The 17165-nt window shown below is 56.1% G+C and carries 21 protein-coding genes and 1 tRNA gene; 8 read left to right on the plus strand and 14 right to left on the minus strand.

Annotation, left to right across the window (positions count from 1 at the left end):
* The first annotated feature begins 132 nt into the window (after positions 1-132).
* The 3 genes from ABVT35_RS07535 to ABVT35_RS07545 all read left to right on the plus strand — a co-directional run bounded on the left by ABVT35_RS07535 (position 133) and on the right by ABVT35_RS07545 (position 2891).
* Entirely contained in the window at positions 133-1020 is an 888-nt protein-coding gene (locus ABVT35_RS07535) for a class I SAM-dependent methyltransferase (protein ID WP_368465665.1), read from the plus strand.
* 200 nt (positions 1021-1220) lie between these two features.
* Complete coding sequence (locus tag ABVT35_RS07540) at positions 1221-2384, plus strand: cytochrome P450 (protein ID WP_368465666.1); 1164 nt, start codon at positions 1221-1223, stop codon at positions 2382-2384.
* A 6-nt stretch (positions 2385-2390) separates the two neighbouring features.
* The gene (locus ABVT35_RS07545) at positions 2391-2891 is read left to right on the plus strand and encodes a GNAT family N-acetyltransferase (RefSeq protein ID WP_368465667.1); all 501 of its coding nucleotides are present in this window, start codon (positions 2391-2393) and stop codon (positions 2889-2891) included.
* 30 nt (positions 2892-2921) lie between these two features.
* On the opposite strand, the gene ABVT35_RS07550 is transcribed toward ABVT35_RS07545, so the two are convergent.
* Positions 2922-3689, minus strand: coding sequence for a metallophosphoesterase (locus ABVT35_RS07550; RefSeq protein WP_368465668.1), 768 nt, complete (start codon positions 3687-3689; stop codon positions 2922-2924).
* Between the two features lie 244 nt (positions 3690-3933).
* On the opposite strand from ABVT35_RS07550, the gene ABVT35_RS07555 reads away from it, so the two are divergent.
* From ABVT35_RS07555 to ABVT35_RS07565, 3 genes are all read left to right on the plus strand, one after another.
* On the plus strand, positions 3934-4944 hold the full coding sequence (locus ABVT35_RS07555) for a C4-dicarboxylate TRAP transporter substrate-binding protein (RefSeq protein WP_368465669.1): 1011 nt from the start codon (positions 3934-3936) through the stop codon (positions 4942-4944).
* Positions 4945-5011: 67 nt separating this feature from the next.
* On the plus strand, positions 5012-5656 hold the full coding sequence (locus ABVT35_RS07560) for a TRAP transporter small permease subunit (protein WP_368465670.1): 645 nt from the start codon (positions 5012-5014) through the stop codon (positions 5654-5656).
* Positions 5656-7059, plus strand: coding sequence for a TRAP transporter large permease (locus tag ABVT35_RS07565; RefSeq protein WP_368465671.1), 1404 nt, complete (start codon positions 5656-5658; stop codon positions 7057-7059). The genes ABVT35_RS07560 and ABVT35_RS07565 overlap by 1 nt, the downstream gene beginning before the upstream one ends.
* On the opposite strand, the gene ABVT35_RS07570 is transcribed toward ABVT35_RS07565, so the two are convergent.
* Positions 7056-7487 carry a hypothetical protein gene (locus ABVT35_RS07570; RefSeq protein ID WP_368465672.1) on the minus strand — a complete coding sequence of 144 codons (432 nt, stop codon included), beginning with the start codon at positions 7485-7487 and terminating at the stop codon, positions 7056-7058. The two genes, ABVT35_RS07565 and ABVT35_RS07570, sit on opposite strands and share 4 nt — an antisense overlap.
* A 118-nt stretch (positions 7488-7605) precedes the next feature.
* On the minus strand, positions 7606-8178 hold the full coding sequence (locus ABVT35_RS07575) for a phage tail tip lysozyme (protein ID WP_368465673.1): 573 nt from the start codon (positions 8176-8178) through the stop codon (positions 7606-7608).
* 259 nt (positions 8179-8437) lie between these two features.
* Here ABVT35_RS07575 and ABVT35_RS07580 point away from each other — a divergent pair, with 259 nt between their 5' ends.
* Entirely contained in the window at positions 8438-9076 is a 639-nt protein-coding gene (locus tag ABVT35_RS07580; protein WP_368465674.1) for a hypothetical protein, read from the plus strand.
* Positions 9077-9962: 886 nt separating this feature from the next.
* Positions 9963-10235 carry a hypothetical protein gene (locus tag ABVT35_RS07585; protein ID WP_368465675.1) on the plus strand — a complete coding sequence of 91 codons (273 nt, stop codon included), beginning with the start codon at positions 9963-9965 and terminating at the stop codon, positions 10233-10235.
* A 71-nt stretch (positions 10236-10306) separates the two neighbouring features.
* Here ABVT35_RS07585 and ABVT35_RS07590 read toward each other — a convergent pair whose 3' ends face one another.
* From ABVT35_RS07590 to ABVT35_RS07640, 11 genes are all read right to left on the minus strand, one after another.
* Entirely contained in the window at positions 10307-10708 is a 402-nt protein-coding gene (locus tag ABVT35_RS07590) for a hypothetical protein (RefSeq protein ID WP_368465676.1), read from the minus strand.
* A gap of 182 nt (positions 10709-10890) precedes the next feature.
* Positions 10891-10967: transfer RNA gene (locus ABVT35_RS07595), tRNA-Pro, on the minus strand.
* 163 nt (positions 10968-11130) lie between these two features.
* Positions 11131-12039, minus strand: coding sequence for a tyrosine-type recombinase/integrase (locus ABVT35_RS07600; protein WP_368465677.1), 909 nt, complete (start codon positions 12037-12039; stop codon positions 11131-11133).
* Positions 12040-12104: 65 nt separating this feature from the next.
* Positions 12105-12404: a helix-turn-helix domain-containing protein gene (locus ABVT35_RS07605; protein WP_368465678.1), complete on the minus strand. Its 300-nt coding sequence runs from the start codon at positions 12402-12404 to the stop codon at positions 12105-12107.
* Positions 12401-12799, minus strand: coding sequence for a DUF968 domain-containing protein (locus tag ABVT35_RS07610; protein WP_368465679.1), 399 nt, complete (start codon positions 12797-12799; stop codon positions 12401-12403). The genes ABVT35_RS07605 and ABVT35_RS07610 overlap by 4 nt, the downstream gene beginning before the upstream one ends.
* A complete protein-coding gene (locus ABVT35_RS07615) occupies positions 12796-13629 on the minus strand; it encodes a DUF5131 family protein (RefSeq protein ID WP_368465680.1) in 834 nt (277 codons plus the stop codon). The genes ABVT35_RS07610 and ABVT35_RS07615 overlap by 4 nt, the downstream gene beginning before the upstream one ends.
* The gene (locus tag ABVT35_RS07620; RefSeq protein WP_368465681.1) at positions 13622-14848 is read right to left on the minus strand and encodes a recombinase RecT; all 1227 of its coding nucleotides are present in this window, start codon (positions 14846-14848) and stop codon (positions 13622-13624) included. The genes ABVT35_RS07615 and ABVT35_RS07620 overlap by 8 nt, the downstream gene beginning before the upstream one ends.
* The gene (locus tag ABVT35_RS07625) at positions 14845-15864 is read right to left on the minus strand and encodes a PD-(D/E)XK nuclease-like domain-containing protein (protein WP_368465682.1); all 1020 of its coding nucleotides are present in this window, start codon (positions 15862-15864) and stop codon (positions 14845-14847) included. Before ABVT35_RS07625 ends, ABVT35_RS07620 begins: the two co-directional genes overlap by 4 nt.
* A gap of 123 nt (positions 15865-15987) precedes the next feature.
* A complete protein-coding gene (locus ABVT35_RS07630; protein WP_368465683.1) occupies positions 15988-16281 on the minus strand; it encodes a hypothetical protein in 294 nt (97 codons plus the stop codon).
* Entirely contained in the window at positions 16281-16565 is a 285-nt protein-coding gene (locus tag ABVT35_RS07635) for a hypothetical protein (protein ID WP_368465684.1), read from the minus strand. Before ABVT35_RS07635 ends, ABVT35_RS07630 begins: the two co-directional genes overlap by 1 nt.
* On the minus strand, positions 16565-16879 hold the full coding sequence (locus ABVT35_RS07640) for a hypothetical protein (protein ID WP_368465685.1): 315 nt from the start codon (positions 16877-16879) through the stop codon (positions 16565-16567). Before ABVT35_RS07640 ends, ABVT35_RS07635 begins: the two co-directional genes overlap by 1 nt.
* Between the last annotated feature and the right edge of the window lie 286 nt (positions 16880-17165).

Here is a 17165-nt window from a genome sequence, read left to right on the forward strand (position 1 = left end):
TTGGCCCGCTTAGCCTATAGTATCAGGTAATCCGGGTTTTGAAGTCTTTAATTTGTTGCCGACCGTCGCCACATAGGGCGCGGCGACACAGGAAAATGCCTGATGGGGGCACCTTTAAGAAGGGCCTGCAAATTGCTGAATTCGACAAATGACAAGCTCATTGAGCGCGGACTGGAAGTGGCTGAATCGCAGATCTTCCGGCAGAACAAGATCTGGGCGCGCCACACCGACGAAAAGGCGGATGTCGCGGCCAGCCTTATGAAAACGATTCGCACGCTGCACAAGGCTGCGCCCAGGGAAAAGGAGCTCTCCGCGCTGGCGATCGGTTCTGCCGACGAGCCACAGTTCAGGCTGCTTGAAGCCGCCTTCAAAAAGGGGCTCTGGCTTTACGATATCGACGGCACTGCGCTTGCCATCGTTGCCGAGCGTCTGCAGCGACAGATGATTGAAGGTGTTTCGCTGGTCAGCGGGGATTACACGGTGGATTTGGCCGATCCCCAGACAGCCATGCGAACCCTTTCTTCAAAGCTTGGCGGCCGGCCCTTCGATCTCGTCACGCTCCACCATTGCCTCTATTACAGCAGTGCCGCAATCTGGCCGGTACTCGTTGAAGCGCTTTATGACCGGGTTCTTGCACCGGGCGGTGCCATGCATTTTGCGCTGATGTCGGCGCGCGAGACGCGCGAAGGAACGACAACGCGGCTCTACCACCATTTTTCCCGCATGTTCTTTGGTGCCCAAACCAATCAGGATCTGCTGCTCCTCAAGGATGAACTCAAGGTTCATCCGGTGTTCCGCAAGGCGGATATTTCGTCCGAAACACACGAAGTGACGTTCTGGGTCGACGATTTTGAAAAATATATGGCAGTCGTCTGGATGGTCATGCTCTATCCGCACGGCCATCGCTACACCCTCGATCAGAGAACGCAAATCATCGAATTCGTCATCGAGAATTTCTGGCGCCCAAGACGGCCCCTCATCCAGGCCCAGGATTATCTGACGGTGTTTAAGAGCGAATAGGCTGGGATGAAAGCCCGCGCCAATTGGCGGTTCGATCTACTCCATCAGCCCCATCGGGACGTCGCAATTTTCCCAGCCGGACATGTCAGTTCTCCTACGCCGATGCTGCCGGGATGACTGTCGCCGCTGCGCTGCGTTGATGGCGGCAGAAATTGGTTGTTAAATGGCTCTTGTTTCTTTCCGCAGAGCGAGCTCTTCCGATGTCCACAGCACCACATTACGAAATCGATCCTGAAACATTCTGGGCCGATCCCTATCCGGATCTCGCCAGGATGCGCAAAGAGGTGCCCATCGCCTTTGTGCCGCAGCTTGGCGCCACGGTGTTTACGAAACGGGACGACATCTTCACCTGCGAAAAGAACATCGAGGTTTTTTCTTCAGACCAGCCAGGCGGGCTGATGAACGTGCTCATGGGGCAGAACATGATGCGCAAGGACGGGGACGCGCATCTTGCCGAGCGCAAGCAATACTATCCTGCCGTTTCGGTGCGAACGGTTCGTGACGTGTGGAAGCAGCAGTTCGAGGGCCACGCGGAGGCGATTCTCGATGCGCTGGAGCCGGCGGGCGCAGCCGATCTTGTCGAGCAATACGCCATGCCGCTTTCGGCACAATCGCTCAAATCCATGACCGGCCTTGTCAATATGCGCTTCGAGGACATGGACGCCTGGAGCCAGGGCATGATCGACGGCATTGCCAATTATATCGGCGATCCGGAGGTTGAAATACGCTGCCATGCGGCGACCGCGGGGATTGACGCGGCGATCGACGAGATGCTGCCTGTCTTGCGCAAGAGCCCCAATCAGAGCCTTTTGTCGGTGATGCTGGAAGCCGGCATGCCGCTCGACAACATTCGCGCCAATATCAAGCTGACGATTTCCGGCGGGCAGAATGAGCCCCGCGATGCCATTGCCGGCTGCATCTGGGCGCTTTTAACCCATCCTGAACAGCTTGCCGCCGTGCGGGAAGGGAAGGTGGGCTGGCAGCAGGTGTTCGAGGAATATTGCCGGTGGATTTCGCCGATTGGAATGTCGCCGCGCCGCGTGGCGCAAGTCCACGAATTCGGAGGCGTGACCTTCGAGCCGGAGGAACGGATATTCTTCATGTTCAGCTCCGCCAACCGTGACGAAGCCTATTTCGATGACGGGGAACGTTTCGACGCCACCCGCGATACGCAAAAGAGCATGCCCTTTGGTGCCGGTCCGCATTTTTGCGCCGGCGCAGCCGCGTCGCGTTCCATGGTGGCCGAGGTGGCACTGCCGATGATTTTCGACCGGCTGAGAGATCTGAAGCTGGATGGAGAAGTCAATGTCGGCGGATGGGCATTCAGGGGTCCACTCAATTTGCCGGCAACCTGGACGCCTTGAAGCGCCATGCCCGGGTCCGAACACGCCATTCGTATTGTTCCGCTGGCAGACAAACAGGAATGTCTTCCGGTGCTCGCCCGCTGGTTTGAAGCCGAATGGGAGCCCCATTACGGGCCGGAAGGCGAAGGCAATGCCGAGCACGACCTTGCCGAATGCTGCAGGCGTGATGCGCTGCCGATGGCGCTTGTGGCGCTGGACGGAGATGGCAATATCGCCGGCACCGTGGCGCTCAGGCGCAGTTCTGTCGGCAGCCGGCCGGGCGAAGAACCCTGGCTTGGCGCGCTTCTGGTTGATCCGAAAAGAAGACGAAGGGGAATTGGAACCATCCTGGTCGCTGCAATCGCGGACCAGGCACGGGCACTGGGCTTTGATGCGCTCTATACATCCACCGATGCCGAGACGTTTCTTTCCGTACAGGCGGGATGGCTCCCGCTGCGGCTGGAAACCTCGCTGCGTGGGCCGATAACCGTCTATGTCAAACGGTTGGATGCCCCGAACCCCGGTTAGGCCCCAACTAACGGCTCCGGCCGATAACGTTCATGCGGCGTCTTCATGCACGCATAACAACCTCTTTGCCGTTATATATCCCTCGGATGGATAGCCATAGGCGTTGTTGATGTAGACCACCCCGTCGCGCACCGCCCGGCGGTTGACGTGGCTGTGTCCGTATATGTGGATCGACGATCCGATCCTGCGGATCTGCTGTTCAAGCAATTCGGTGCCGAGTATCGGTAAAAGAAATCGGGCGCGCTGCGGTGCGAATGTCGGCATCAGGTCGATGCGCGGCATGAAGTGGGAAAAGCTGATAACGACGGGGTTTTCCGGTCGCGGGACGGGTTCGTTCAGTCCGGTAAAATGTTCGGTAACGTCGCGTTCAAGCATTTCAGCAGGCCATCTGCAGGCGCGGTAGTCCATCCACCGTCGCCTCAGTTCTGCCGACGGCTCTCCGAACGTATAGTCGTACCAGCCGAGAAGCGGGACGATCGTCGTCGTCCGCCCGTGGAATGTGTCGAGAGACGCGCCGCTTTCCTCGACAGCAGCGCGAACTTTCTCGAATTTGTCGAAGGAGTTTGCAACACCTTTGCTTCTCAGAACCCAGAGATCGTGATTGCCCGGAACATAGAGCACCTTTTTGAAGCGCTCCGCCATGGATCTGATCGTGCGTTCGATGCGTTCAAGGGAATCGGAGATATCGCCTGCCAGGATCAGTACGTCGTCCGTAAAATCGACGCGTGAGATCTCCGATACCCAGCGCGCATTTTCCCGATAATCGACATGCAGGTCGGAAACCGCAAATATTCGCATTATGCACTCAACAACTGGGCCATGGGTAAACGCATGGATATGTGGCAAAATAGGTTAGCAGTGCGGGGGAGAGACATATCGCCAATGTTGGTCTCACTCGTCCGGAAGTCAAGCGAAAGACCGGCCGAACCGCTCTGCGGAAATCCGCAGGGCAGCCTCATGACTGCCTGCGGATAACATCGAAGATATTGCCCGCCGTCCTGTGCGAATATCACGACTGCGCTATTATTCATGGGAGGACAACATGATCCGCAAAACGCTGACGCTTGCAACTCTGACCGCGATGAGCGCTCTCATCGCCGGCGAAGCCTTCGCAACGGAATGGAACGTATCGCTGTGGGGAAAACGGCGTGCGTTTACCGAGCACATTGAAAAGCTGGCCGAACTCGTTTCCGCCAAGACCAATGGCGACTTCACGCTGAACCTTTCCTATGGCGGCCTTTCGAAGAACCGCGAAAACCTCGACGGCATCTCCATCGGTGCTTTTGAGATGGCGCAGTTCTGCGCCGGCTATCACGCCGACAAGAACCCGTCGATCACAGTTCTGGAACTGCCGTTCCTGGGCGTCGATTCGCTGGAAAAGGAAATCGCGGTTTCCAGGGCCATCTATGATCATCCCGCAACGAAGGAGGACATGGCCCGCTGGAATGCGACCCTGCTGATGCCGTCGCCGCTGCCGCAGTACAACATTGCCGGCGTTGGTGCGCCGCCGAAGACCCTCAAGGATTATGAAGGCCTCACCGTGCGCGCTACAGGCGGTATCGGCAAGGCCATGGCCGCCGTCGGCGCCGTGCCCACCTCAATGTCGGCATCGGAAGTGCGCCAGGCCCTTGACTCCGGCGTTGTCAAAGCGGTTGCCTTTGCTCCGCATGCGCATATGTCGTTCGGAACGGTCGAAACGGCCAACTGGTGGACAACGAATCTCAATCCCGGGACGGTCAATTGTCCGGTCGTGGTCAACACCGACGCGCTCAACGATCTGTCTGAAGAACATCGGGCAGCCCTGCTTGGCTCCGTTGACGAAGCGCTCAAGCACTATGTCGATACCTACAATGGCAAGACCATGGATGCCTGGGGGCCGGTGCTCTCTGAAAAGGGCATTGAATCCGTCACCTACGACGAAGCGGAACTGGCAGCCTTCCGCGAAGCGGTAGCCGGACCCGCAGCCAAGGCATGGATCGAGGAAAACAAAAAACGCGGTCTTCCGGCCCAAGAACTCTACGACCTGACGATAAAGACCGTCTCGGAAAACTGAGTTCGCTTTCATTGCCCGCATCCAAAAAAAACCGGATGCGGGCAATTACGTATGACGGGAGGGGATGATGTCGGGAGCATCATCGGTACTTGAGGACGGCACTCTGCTCAGCCGCCTTGACAGGGCGTTGTTCTGGCTCGAACGCCAGCTGGCTCTGCTCGGCGGGCTGGCGGTCTTTTCGCTGATGGTGCTTGCCGTTGTCAGCGTAACTGGACGAAATTTTTTCAATCAACCGCTGCCTGGCTATGTCGACTGGATCGAGCAGGCAATGCCGCTGATCGCTTTCATCGCCGTTTCCTATTGCCAGCGCCTCGGTGGACACATCCGCATGGACATCGTCGTCGGTATGATGTCGGGGCGTGTTTTATGGCTTGCCGAATTCGTATCGACCGCCGCGATGTTCATTTTGATGGTGCTGCTTGTCTGGGGCACCTACGCCCATTTCGACCGTTCCTTCGATTTTTCCGCGCCGCTTTGGAGCCGCGACAGCTCAATGGATATCGCCATTCCGCTGTGGCCGGGCAAACTGCTGGCGCCGATCGCTTTTTCGGTCCTGTCTTTGCGTCTGTTCCTGCAGCTGTGGGGTTATGCGCGGGCGATACGAACCGGCACTTCGAAACCGGTCGCCGTGCCGATGATCGAGGATGCGGCGACCCAGGCCGCACACGAAGCGGAGACCGTCTCGGGTTTCGATAACGGGGAGGGCGCCTGATGGAACCCATCGATATCGGCCTCATCGTTTCAGGCTTCATGCTGGTCATGGTCGTTTTGGGCATGCGCGTCGCCTTCGCGGCGGCACTTGCCGGCCTTGCCGGGCTTATCTGGATTTTTTGGGCCAAGAAGGGCTATGACCCGTCCGCCTTTGTCTGGGCGCTGACAGTTGCCGTGAAGACCGCTGGTCAGGTGCCGCACTCCAAGGTTTCATCCCAGGCCCTGTCGCTGATCCCGACCTTCATTCTGATAGGGTATCTTGCCTATTATGCCGGTCTGACCAAGGCGCTTTTCGAAGCCGCAAAGCGTTGGGTCGGATGGCTGCCTGGCGGGCTTGGGGTTGCGACTGTTTTCGCCACGGCCGGTTTTGCCGCCGTGTCCGGCGCTTCGGTCGCCACCAGCGCCGTCTTTGCCCGCATTGCAATACCCGAAATGCTCAAGCTCGGCTACGACAAACGCTTCGCCGCCGGGGTCGTTGCGGCCGGTGGCACACTTGCCTCGCTCATCCCGCCATCGGCGATCCTCGTCATCTACGCGATTATCGTCGAGCAGGATGTCGGAATGCTGTTGCTCGCCGGCTTCCTGCCGGGGGCAGTGTCGGCGTTGATCTATGGCGGCCTCGTTGTTCTGATGGCGGTCGGCTACAAGGAACTCGGACCCCCGGTCACGGGTTTTACGTGGGGTGAGCGTTTGCGGTCTCTGCCGCCGGCAATGCCGATAGTCTTTGTCGTCGTCATCATCATCTGCTTCATCTACAATCCGTTCGGCGGCGATGCCTGGGGCACGCCGACGGAGGGCGGTGCACTCGGTGCTTTCGTTGTCTTCTGCATGGCAGTCTACAAGGGCATGCGCTGGAAGCAGTTCCGTGATTCGCTGATGGAAACCGCGAAACTGGCGGTGATGATCTTCACAATCATCTGGGGCGTGCTGATCTATGTGCGCTTTCTGGGCTTTGCGGATCTTCCGGGCGCATTTTCCGACTGGATCACTTCGCTTGAGCAAAGTCCGATGCTGACGCTGGTGCTGATCCTGCTCGCCTATGCGGTGCTCGGCATGTTCATGGACGCCATTGGCATGCTGCTGCTGACACTGCCAGTGGTCTATCCGGCGGTGATCGCGCTCAATGGCGGTGTTGATGTGGCGGCCGCGGACAGCGCATTCGGTGTTTCCGGCACGGGCTGTGCGATCTGGTTTGGCATCCTGGTGGTCAAGATGGCGGAACTGTGCCTGATCACGCCACCAATCGGTCTCAACTGCTTCGTTGTTGCCGGGGTGCGGCCGGATATTTCCGTACAGGATGTCTTCCGCGGCGCATCGCCGTTCTTCGTCGCCGATGCGATCACCATTGCGGTGCTGGTGGCGTTTCCGTCGATAGTGCTCTGGTTGCCCGGACTGACCGGTTAGCCGGTCTTCGGCTGGTCGGCCTTTTCCTCTTCAGCCGGCGGTGCTTCCACCGCCGGTTGCTGGGCCGGCAGCGTACCGGGTGTCGGAACTTGCTGGCGGTACTGGCGCGCATAGCTGGCAATGCGTTCGGCCCGTTCGATGGCGTTTTCCTCGGCAGGCTGTTCTTCCGCTGCCGGCTTCTTCAGCGCCGCTACCTGTGCATCGGCCAGAACGCGCAGATGATTTTCAATCAGGATGCAACAGGCAAGCAGTCCGCCGACAACCGATGCGACAAGAAAGCCCGTGGCAAAGCCGATCAGCGCTCCGGCCCACGGCTCTACGTCCATCCTTGGAGCCTGAAGGTAACCAGCCACGGCGCCGCCAAAGATGCAGACCACTGCCAGCACGCGGACAATGCCGGAAAAGAAATCAACGAGGATGCGCAACATGTTCTATTCCCATACGTTTCAGAACGGAGGGTCTAATATATATGTCTGCAACCTACTGCATTTTCTTTAAGCGTGTCTTGCCAAATTTGAGCGGCGGGCGGGCGATTTGCAAAATTGCTTAATCGCCGAGCAAAGCAAGGGAGCGGCTGTTTGCTGATTGTTCGACCTTACGCGCGGTGCGCTGAGTTGCGCGTACGACGCCGGGCTTGTCGGCGGGGCGGGTGACATTGCGCACAAACGCGCTGACCGCCTGGTCGACCGTTTTTGCCGACGCAAAGCTTGAAAAGCGGTTGGCTTCCTTGATGATCAGCGAGATGTTGTAATCGGCGTTCGTCAGATTGGCGACTGTGTGTCCCTTGCCAAGACCGCCGCTGCGGTTCATCTGGAAAAGGCCATAGCAGTTGCAGCCGCGATTGCGCGCGTTCGGATTGAGGGTCGATTCCCGAATGGCGACCGAGACCGCGGCGATCTGCTGGGCCGGGCCATAACCGGCAGCAGCAAAACGGGCGGTAATCTTATTGGCTATCCTGGTCTGTGCGCTGTTGTAGCCTGCAAGCTTGTCGAACTGCACAATGTCGGCCTTTGCGACGGAAACTTGCGCGCTGGTTGCTGATTTTCCACCGGCGACCGTCGACGAACAGCCCGCCAGAAAGATTGCGGCAACAAGCATGCCGAGATGTAGCTTCTGCATTTTATTGATCTTTGTAATTGCCCCGGCGGTCCGGAATATCCGTTATATTCCGCTGTTTTGAGTTGCCCCGCCATTTGCGGGCAGTCCATCGCGGGATAATGTGTTTGAATTGTGGCAGACCGGCAAATGCAAGGCCAGATTTCAGCCACAAGGCAATATCTCGAGGTCTAAATGGCGTAATTGCGTGCCTTGGCTTCGTTAATTCAACGCCGCTATAGTACAGCCAGTCGACCGGCATCAGTCAGCAAGGATCCTATTCATGAGGAAACGCATTTTACATGACGCAGTCACTATGGCTGCAGCGCTGTTTCTTTTATTCCACGTGGCCAATATTGCCCACGCTCAGGTCCTGAAGGACCTCGGTAAAGGACTGAAGGCGACAGGCGAGTTTATTGAAAAGGGCGTCGACAAGACCGGTGAAGCGATCGAAAAGGGCATAAAGCAGACAGGAGACGCGATCGCCGGCAAGGACAGTGAGCCAAAGGAAATTCCGATTGTCGCCTCATATCTGTTTGTGCAGCAGGCCGGCACACTCACCTATGATGATGGCAAATTGACCCTTGGCGAACTTGCCCCCTCGACATTCTTTTTTACAGACAGACCGGTCCGTGACGCGGGGCACATGACCCACGAAGCGTTCTCGAAATTGTGGAACGACGAAGAAAAGGACGGCTTTAAGGCGGATCCACCAAATGCCGCAATTGCCATTGCCGGCGAAGAGGCGACGGAACCCCTGGTCGTCGAGTTGCTCGCGGTTCAGTTGAGCGGATCCGAACTTGTCTACAAAGTTAAAGTCAACTCCGGGACAATGCCTGCGCAGGCAAAAAACGTTGCCATGTTCGTGGATGCTTTCGGGGCGACGGGTTCGGGCACTATTTACTTCCGCGCCAGCAGATAGTTGGTGGTGCCCGCTAATGTGTGCAAATGAAGGGTTCTTTGCCACACAGCATGTTTTGTCCGACTATAGTATCCGTAAAGGGTGTTGGCTCGAACGGGTGTTGATTTGCGTATTCTCAAGGATTTTCCCTTGATATTATTAACTACGATCAGTAATAATATAGACTGCTACAGGGGTTCTGAGAAATCAGAGGGCGGGCGACACTGTTCAAGCGGGGAGAAGCAAATCACCAGGAAGCTTTGATGCGCACACCCGGTGTTTAGCCGTAGGTTGCACAATCAGCAGTTCTTTATTTTCCAAAAACGATCCGGTCCGGCCGCTCAGCCGCGACTGAGTTCAGACGATGTCCCGGGCGGCGTAAATGTCCAGCGAGAGAGGCGCGAAGCTCGCTGCAATATTTGCCGCCGGCATGGGGATACAAACACCGTTTGTATCCCCATTGCGCCGCTGCCCCATAAGACGCGGATTCCGCTGTTCTCGCCGGGCAATGGATTGTCAAATTGCCCAAATACTGATGGCTAAGTTTATTTACGTAAATGAGTTTTGCTGTATCCAGAAAAGGTGACGATTAGCAAATAGTGTTAGATGTTACGCATTTCCTGAATAAATTTTATGCAATATCTCAATTTTTCTTGACATTTTGCGGTGTTAACAATCAAACACAAACTGTGGGGTTGAATTATCACTCACCGGGCCAGCAGATGGATTTGCGAAAGTCGAAGTTGGTCTTGTGATTATTCTGAGCTTGAAAGTATCGGCAGGATTCCACAGCAGCAGTGTAATACCAGCCGGGTGCAACAACCATTGTGCCGGGTGTTGTATGGCGGAAAATATGCAAAACGACGGTTTCAGTAGAGACATTGCAAGAGCCTGCGAGCTGTGTGGCTTGGGGCGTGACACATATCCCAAGGAAACGGCTGCGGCATGGGAGCGCCTTGCAAAACTGTATCTGGAGATTCAGGTGGCGGCAGATCTCATTGCGTCGTCGGATAGCTTCGATCCGGAAAATCCGGAAGCATTTGATCGTGCATATCTTGCCGATACCTTTCCCGCCGGAACGGTTGAAATGATACTGCACGTTGCCACTTTGATGGGGCTGGCCGTGAAAGGTATCCCCTTCTCAGGTCCGACAGGTCCGAGCAGAACCGATATCAACTAGCGTGCGTGCCAGCGCAACGCGATGGAGCGCTCACTGGGCCGGTAAAGCTGTCGAATATCAAGCGGGAGCACCTATTGAATGTCACAGTCTCGCCCCTTCTGACGATCGATGTATTCGCGCATGAGAAGATTATAAGACGCGGCAAAATCGCGGGCGCGCGTGTTCAACCGAAAATGCTCATCGTTCACGAATTTATCTGAGGTGCCCTTGATGTTCTCAAGCCGCACTTCTTTATAGCAACGCTCGTAATTGGTTTGTCCCACGCCGGGTATCGCGGCGGTAATCCCGTTCACTACGAAAAAGCGTAGCCTATCAGTGGCAATGTCGTCCTGGAATGTTTCCGTCGCCTCGGCCGCATCCAGCCATCGGAGCATCTCAACTTGCGGATAGGATTTTGAGTGGACGATGAAATACCACGTCAGCAACACGCCTGCTGCCAGAAAAACCTCAAGGGCGATCCATTTGGCACGCATGAAAAACCACACCTTCCGCCGGTCTCACGTCGATAACCTGCCGCCGCTGATATTGCGGCTTGTCGTGAGAGCATAAACCGGCAGCCGCTAATTTGGGAATTATTGTTGGCACGCGACAAAGCACTGCCGGAACTGGATTTGCCAGTATCGTCAGGCAGTTAACATTGAAAGTTGCGGAATTATGGTCGGAGCGGCGGGATTCGAACCCACGACCCCTTGACCCCCAGTCAAGTGCGCTACCGGGCTGCGCTACGCTCCGACCTGCCGAAAAGGCCTGATTTCCATAGGCTTTGCGAGGATTCGACGCAAGCGAAAAATTTGTCGATTTAGAAGAAAAGCGGAACATAAGGACTGTAGGGGCGCAAAACGGAACACAAAGTCCCATAAAAATCCCATAACAGTTGCCGTTATGTTCTCGTTTCTCACTTCTGCACCTTCATTTTTGATGATGCGGCGTTCATCGCACGCCTGATATCGTCGTCTGTCGCATGGGCATATTTTGTCGTTGTCTTCGGATCTGAGTGGCCGAGAATATCCTGGACAATTCGCAAATTGCTTTCCCTCAAGATGCGTGTAGCGGCCGTGTGGCGGGTATCGTGAAACCGAAAGTTCTCCACGCCAGCCCGTTCGGTCGCTCTGCGGAAAGCCGTCTTTAGTCCGGCCTCAGTCTGCGGGTATCTCTGCCCGCGGATAATGCCCTGCTTCTTGAGTGTTCGCTGCGCTTCGTATGTCCACACCTTGCTGGGGTGATGACTGCGTTGATCCCACAACAACGCTCTGGCTGTCTCGCTCATTGGAAGGGTTCGGATCTTTCCGTACTTGCCGGTAACCGTGAAGCGATCGGAGAAGAAATCCACGTGCGACCACTCCATGCCGAGAATTTCCATGCGCCTGCATCCGGTGTCGAACGCAAAGCGTATGGCGTCGTCATAGCCACGAGTGAGTTGTGAGAGGATATCAGCTTCTTCGCCGATACTGGCTTCCCTGACGCGCTCCTGTGGCTCGTCAAGAAGGTGATCCGTGAACTTGATGTCGGGCACCTGGACCTTCCAGATGTTCTTGGCACGCAGGATGATGTGTCGAAGGCGCTGCGTAACAGATCGATTGACGGTTGTGTTTGCGACCAGGCCCAACTCTTTGCGGCCCCACTTGTGTTCGCCGCGCCGTCTGGCAACCAGTTCAGCCAATTTGCTGTCAGTGATGTCATGCAACAGGGTGTTGGGACCGATATGCCGCTTTAGCCAATTCAGATCTGTGACGGTGGTTTCTTCGTTTTCATGGTGCTGGCCTACTTCCTGATACCAGCGGCTTGCGGCGGCTTTGAACGTCATGGGGCCGGCAGAGTCCAAGGACAGCTTTTTGTGGAGGTCTTTGACCTCAGCCCGCTTTTCTCGCTCTACTGCTTGCGCTTCTCTTTTAGTTGTCTGGTGCGTGTCTCCAGAAAATCGACGTCCACAATATTGGAAGTCGTACCGGTACGTTTTCCAGTTCGGGCGCTTTTGGACGGCCATTGGACTTGCTTCCCTGCTTCAATGAAGGCTTCGAGGTCACTTTCGTCGTAGCGGCGTGTTTCCCGCTTACCGCCCAAGCCTACATTGATGTACCGGATCTTTCCTAGTCGGGTCAGGGAAAGCAGTTGCTTTGTGGATATTCCCAATCTGGTGGCCGCGGCTTCGGGGGTGAGTAGATCGCTCATCGTCCAATCTCCCGAGATAAAATGATTGCCGTTGCAAACTCGGTCGCGTCGTCACCCAGATCGGTCCACAGTCCGTGCAGCGTCAGGCACGCCACATGGGGGTTGATCCCATACCGGCGCCAGAACTTGAGCTCATCGCCCAAATACGTCTGTTCATCGTGCTTTGCTTGGCACAGGGGGAGTATCCACCTGTCGCTTGCCTTGCGGCCCTTGCCTCGTCCCAGATGGCCATAGGCGCGGTTCGCGGTCGACAGGTGCGCCGCCTGTATGGTGACCTGCAGCGTCACTATGCACGGCAGTTTGTGCAGCCAGGACAGATATGGCCGGTTCTTAACCGGTGCCGTGGCCTTGGATGCAGTTGCCAAATCCGGCTTGATGATCCGGAAGGCGCTCATGTTTGTGTCGGCTCCGGGTATTCGTCATGCACGACACCATCGAGTTCGCGGCCCTTAGCCTTGATCTCGCGCTGATTGCGGCCTTCCTTTTGCTTCAACAGGAATGGAACGTGATATTGATCGCACTGATCGCGTAGAGCGCGGAACCAGTCTTCATCAACCGGCCGGAAATTGAGACTGTTCTCACCACCGGTAATTACCCAATCGAGGCTGTGCCCGAAGCGCTGCACACCTTTTTCATCCTTGCCTGTAAACGCATCAATCGGTGTGCTGCACCAGTTCACGCGAATGTTCGGGAGGTCGAGTGGACCAAGCAGTGGCTCGCACGACAGGAAATGTATTCTGGCCGACACGTTCAACAGCGCCGGGATGCGCCTGTTTGCCTCGACCTGGTTTTCAACCGTCGTGCCGAGCCAGACGTTGTGGTAGCCGTCTTCACCCCAATCAGACGGTAAGAAGCGGGCGATGTTCTGCGGTCGCTTGGTCAGTAAAAGCCAATCGAGATTGACCGTGCCCCTGATCAGTCGCCAAAGATCATCCCGCCATTCCTTTTTGATGCTTTTGTGGTTGTCGAAAACATCGGCGAGTGAGGCGCAGAACACACGCGGCCGCGGTCCCATGATCGGGCACTCCCGGTTCCATTTAAGCGGTTTCCTCCAATTTCCGGGCTTGGTTCGGGTGCGCGCGGCTTTCGGCCCCCAGCGCTCGCCATTAAAGCGTTTGTCCCATGCCTCAGCATAACAATCATCACAAGCGGCGCTGACTTTCGTGCATCCGATCCACGGATTAAACGTATGCGTTGTCCATTCGATGTTGGAGTTTTCAGCCATGACCCGCCTCCAATTCCGAAGGCTCACAGCCGATGACACCGGACAAATATTCGACTACCCGCTTGTGGGTGTTGTCGCCGTGAATGACGGACATCACCGATTTGCAGACCGTTCCAAAGCGCCTGTGGTTGTTCGTCGGCAGGTTGCCTCGCCAGAACGTATTGAGCTCCGCAAGTTCCTTGAACTGTTCATCGCTGCTCTTGCCCGAAATCGGTATGGCCAGCATTTGGCGGCACGCTTCGATAAAGCGGGTGTCAAGTTCGCCCTTTTCCGGTTCTTCAGGGGGCAGCACATCCCCGGTCAGGCCATCACTGCCCCCATCGGCTGAGGCAAGTTCTGGTTCCTCAGCGTTTGAATTGTCGGAGGGTGACGGCCCTGATGCGATTCCGTCACCCTCACTTTCGGCAGTTTCAGACGTTGACATTTCGGAGGCGGCAACGTCGTCATCTGCCTGCTCCTGATCCGACGGAAGGGATTTGTCGGGCTCAGGTATTGTGTTCTGCTCGATCTCAAATTCACCAGCGGCGTTCTCGACCTCTGATGACACGTGGTCAGGGTCGAAGCCTTCTTGCGCGTCACCAACTTCCTGTGTTTGCTTGTGAGCACGCAGGCGCTCAGCCGTCGGCGTGATGTCTTTGGCTTGATCAGGCCCTCGGAAGCTTTGCAGCTCCTCGCGGTCATACATTCCCAGCAGAACATCAGGGCAGTGCCGGCGGGCAAAGGCTCGCAGGCTGTAATAAGCAAGCTGCTGATCAGGGTCATTCTGCCACAGCGGTGAATTCTTCGGTTTGATGTCTTTGATCTTTGGGCTGTTGTAATCACGCACCGAACCATCATTGAAGTGGCCGACGACCTTGCAAACCCGGTCCTGGCCTTCCCCTTCATAGTGGACGTTGGGCCGCTCCTTTAAAGGGGCGTCACGGATGACAATTGCGGCAAGAACCTGGGCCTCATAACCAAGATTGCCATTGATGACGTGGCTCTTGCGAGCTAAGGCGTAGGGACTGATGCGCAACCGAATAGCGTCATCTACAATCCCAAGACATGTTCCGGGGTGGCCCTGCAGATATTGCGGCACGGCAGAACCCGAGACCGCCATCATCTTAGCAAACTCCATGACCTGGCCAGCATTATCGAATGTGATTCCGGACGTGCCAACACTGATATTGCGGGAAATCTCCGGATTGATCTTTTCTTCAATTTTGGCGATCGTGTTCATTCGGCTGCCTCCAATGTTTCCTTGTCGAACCGTTTGAGCTCGTGATCGATCTGGTCAGCGGTCCACTGTTTGAGGTGCAACGGACGTTCCTCGCGCACATAGGTGCGGGCACCTTCCCAAATGCCGGTGTCCAACCCTTCGCGGATTTTGTGCATGCAGTAGTCGATGACCTTCTCGCCGCGATCCATGTCGAAGTCCGACACGTCGCGGTGATCGGTGTCGCCGTATTCCTTCGACAGGCTGTAGATGATGGTGAAACTCTCGAACGGGATGGAGAGCCCGCGGCAAATCATGCGGGTGAGGGCGGCTTGCAGGTAGTAGCCGTTCGCCCCGTTCTGGCGCTCAAGGAAATCGCTGTCGAGATCACCGGTTGTTTTGAGATCCGCGAACATTCCCGAATCTGTTGGGATCACGTCAGGCCGAGACTTGAGCCAGATACCGCTTGGATGCTCCCAGAACATCGACCGTTCGACGCGGCCGTTCAAAAGCCCCATGCGAACCAGATCGTATTGCGCAGCGTCTTCGGCCATGCGCTTGATCTGCTCGAGCTGGTCGGACGTGATGACCGTTCGACCAATTTCGGCCTGCTCTTTCAGCCACGCCCTGCAAGTCAGATTGTTGGCGTTCCAGGCGCGCCCGTCTGGTGCCTTATCAAGCCGTTTGACGAACTTTTCTGCAAAAACCTCATCGCCCAACAGCAGCGCATGAACGGCGCGGCCGAAATTCATGGCCTTGTTCGGTTCTTCCTCGATCCGGTTCGGATTGTGCGCCCAGAAGGACCAGAACTTTTTCGGGTTGCCGAGAGGTGGCGCCAACCGCATCAGGCTTGATTTTGAAACGCTCGGGCCGTCGAGAAGTTTGGTGTTGTCGTGATAGTCCTCGAGCGAAATGCCGACATATACGCCCGGCTCACTGATAGGGGTTTCGCCGTCCCAACGCTTGTCCTCGGAAAGCTGCGCAATCATGCTTGCAGCGATGTCGCCGGCGCTCTCGAACTGGTCGCGGTCGATATCCATCACATGCACCCCTCGACAGTTTGCCGAAGCAGCCGCACATAGGCTTGGTACGCAATGGGCGGGACCAAGCAGAAGCCGATTGAAATCAGCAGGAGCTTTTCAATCCAGGTGAGGGGCATCGTCCTACTCCAAATCCGGATTGCCGATTGCATTAGCGACAGCTAGCGCAAGGGCCGCTTCGTTGATCTCATCCTCCATCGAAGAATCGGGGGAAGGGCGATCCCAACTGAAGGCAGTAGCGAGATACGCATATTCAGCTTCGTGCTCAGCCTCGAGAAAGCATGCAGCTTCGTTTTGGGATTGGTGTTCCACGGCGCGGATACACGCATGGACCATGAGCGTCATAGCATCGTCACGACCACTCATTTGGATGATCCGAATTGCTTCGCTGATCTGCTCTTGAGTTGCGCCGGCCATCACGCCACCGCCTTTCCATTGGTGACGCTCGGATCGCTGAACTGAGCATCGAATTCTTCTTTGGTCAGCCAGCCGCTAACGCACCTTGGGCAACCACCACCAAGCTCATGTTCGATGCTCTGGATATCGATCTCAGCGTTGGAGCATGCACGCATGCCGGTGAGAATGTCGTTGGCCTGTTTGTATGCTCCTCTGAAACTCTCGGCACTGACATGGAATGCCTCTGAAATACGGCGTTCCGGGGTTTCGTACTTCTCGAAGAAAATTCTGTATGTGCCTGCCATCACGCTGCCTCCCCGTGGAAGGCTTCAAGCTCGGCGTAGAAGTGTTCGGAGGCGTCCTTGGATTTCTCGATCCGCTTCGCGATCTGGTTGAAAAGAAGCTGCTGAAAAATGGCAGCACCGGGATCCAGATGGACCGTCCGCTTGTCGCGATAGGAACCATCAAGGTTGCCGTCGAGCACGATATCCACAACGCAAAAGCCGTAATCATGAGCGCCGTCTTCACCCTCAAGCGTGGCCGTTCCGGTCACCATCATGACCTCGACATCGCCTATGCAGACGGGGATTTCTTCGAAAAAATAATCCGTGCTGAACATCTCGATTGCCTCCGTTGATGGAAACAATATAGTGGGAATAATCCTACTATGCAATAGGAAAGTGGGAAAAAACCCATTGCCAGTACCGAATCACTGGCGTATGAATCAGAAAAGGCGGCGCCCAAATTGGACACCGCCTTGAGATCAAATCAGGACCTTCAAAATGGCGGCAATGCCAAACAGGCACCACGCCACGCTAATCTTGATTTCGATCATGACTGAAGTGTTTTTCCTCATTGGGAAAACCCTCCAGGCTGTACCGGTACAACCCAGTTGGGTTGAGACG

Origin of the sequence: Hoeflea sp. TYP-13 (assembly GCF_040932035.1) — a bacterium.
Classification (GTDB): domain Bacteria; phylum Pseudomonadota; class Alphaproteobacteria; order Rhizobiales; family Rhizobiaceae; genus Hoeflea_A.

Excerpts from the sequence above, each read along its gene's own strand:
- ABVT35_RS07635 (WP_368465684.1), bottom strand. The coding sequence starts at position 16,565 with ATGGCAGGCACATACAGAATTTTCTTCGAGAAGTACGAAACCCCGGAA.
- ABVT35_RS07540 (WP_368465666.1), top strand. The coding sequence starts at position 1,221 with ATGTCCACAGCACCACATTACGAAATCGATCCTGAAACATTCTGGGCC.
- ABVT35_RS07630 (WP_368465683.1), bottom strand. The coding sequence starts at position 16,281 with ATGGCCGGCGCAACTCAAGAGCAGATCAGCGAAGCAATTCGGATCATC.
- ABVT35_RS07590 (WP_368465676.1), bottom strand. The coding sequence starts at position 10,708 with ATGCGTGCCAAATGGATCGCCCTTGAGGTTTTTCTGGCAGCAGGCGTG.
- ABVT35_RS07620 (WP_368465681.1), bottom strand. The coding sequence starts at position 14,848 with ATGAACACGATCGCCAAAATTGAAGAAAAGATCAATCCGGAGATTTCC.
- ABVT35_RS07625 (WP_368465682.1), bottom strand. The coding sequence starts at position 15,864 with ATGGATATCGACCGCGACCAGTTCGAGAGCGCCGGCGACATCGCTGCA.
- ABVT35_RS07600 (WP_368465677.1), bottom strand. The coding sequence starts at position 12,039 with ATGACGTTCAAAGCCGCCGCAAGCCGCTGGTATCAGGAAGTAGGCCAG.
- ABVT35_RS07560 (WP_368465670.1), top strand. The coding sequence starts at position 5,012 with ATGTCGGGAGCATCATCGGTACTTGAGGACGGCACTCTGCTCAGCCGC.
- ABVT35_RS07610 (WP_368465679.1), bottom strand. The coding sequence starts at position 12,799 with ATGAGCGCCTTCCGGATCATCAAGCCGGATTTGGCAACTGCATCCAAG.
- ABVT35_RS07545 (WP_368465667.1), top strand. The coding sequence starts at position 2,391 with ATGCCCGGGTCCGAACACGCCATTCGTATTGTTCCGCTGGCAGACAAA.
- ABVT35_RS07570 (WP_368465672.1), bottom strand. The coding sequence starts at position 7,487 with ATGTTGCGCATCCTCGTTGATTTCTTTTCCGGCATTGTCCGCGTGCTG.
- ABVT35_RS07565 (WP_368465671.1), top strand. The coding sequence starts at position 5,656 with ATGGAACCCATCGATATCGGCCTCATCGTTTCAGGCTTCATGCTGGTC.
- ABVT35_RS07555 (WP_368465669.1), top strand. The coding sequence starts at position 3,934 with ATGATCCGCAAAACGCTGACGCTTGCAACTCTGACCGCGATGAGCGCT.
- ABVT35_RS07580 (WP_368465674.1), top strand. The coding sequence starts at position 8,438 with ATGAGGAAACGCATTTTACATGACGCAGTCACTATGGCTGCAGCGCTG.
- ABVT35_RS07640 (WP_368465685.1), bottom strand. The coding sequence starts at position 16,879 with ATGTTCAGCACGGATTATTTTTTCGAAGAAATCCCCGTCTGCATAGGC.
- ABVT35_RS07615 (WP_368465680.1), bottom strand. The coding sequence starts at position 13,629 with ATGGCTGAAAACTCCAACATCGAATGGACAACGCATACGTTTAATCCG.
- ABVT35_RS07575 (WP_368465673.1), bottom strand. The coding sequence starts at position 8,178 with ATGCAGAAGCTACATCTCGGCATGCTTGTTGCCGCAATCTTTCTGGCG.
- ABVT35_RS07605 (WP_368465678.1), bottom strand. The coding sequence starts at position 12,404 with ATGAGCGATCTACTCACCCCCGAAGCCGCGGCCACCAGATTGGGAATA.
- ABVT35_RS07550 (WP_368465668.1), bottom strand. The coding sequence starts at position 3,689 with ATGCGAATATTTGCGGTTTCCGACCTGCATGTCGATTATCGGGAAAAT.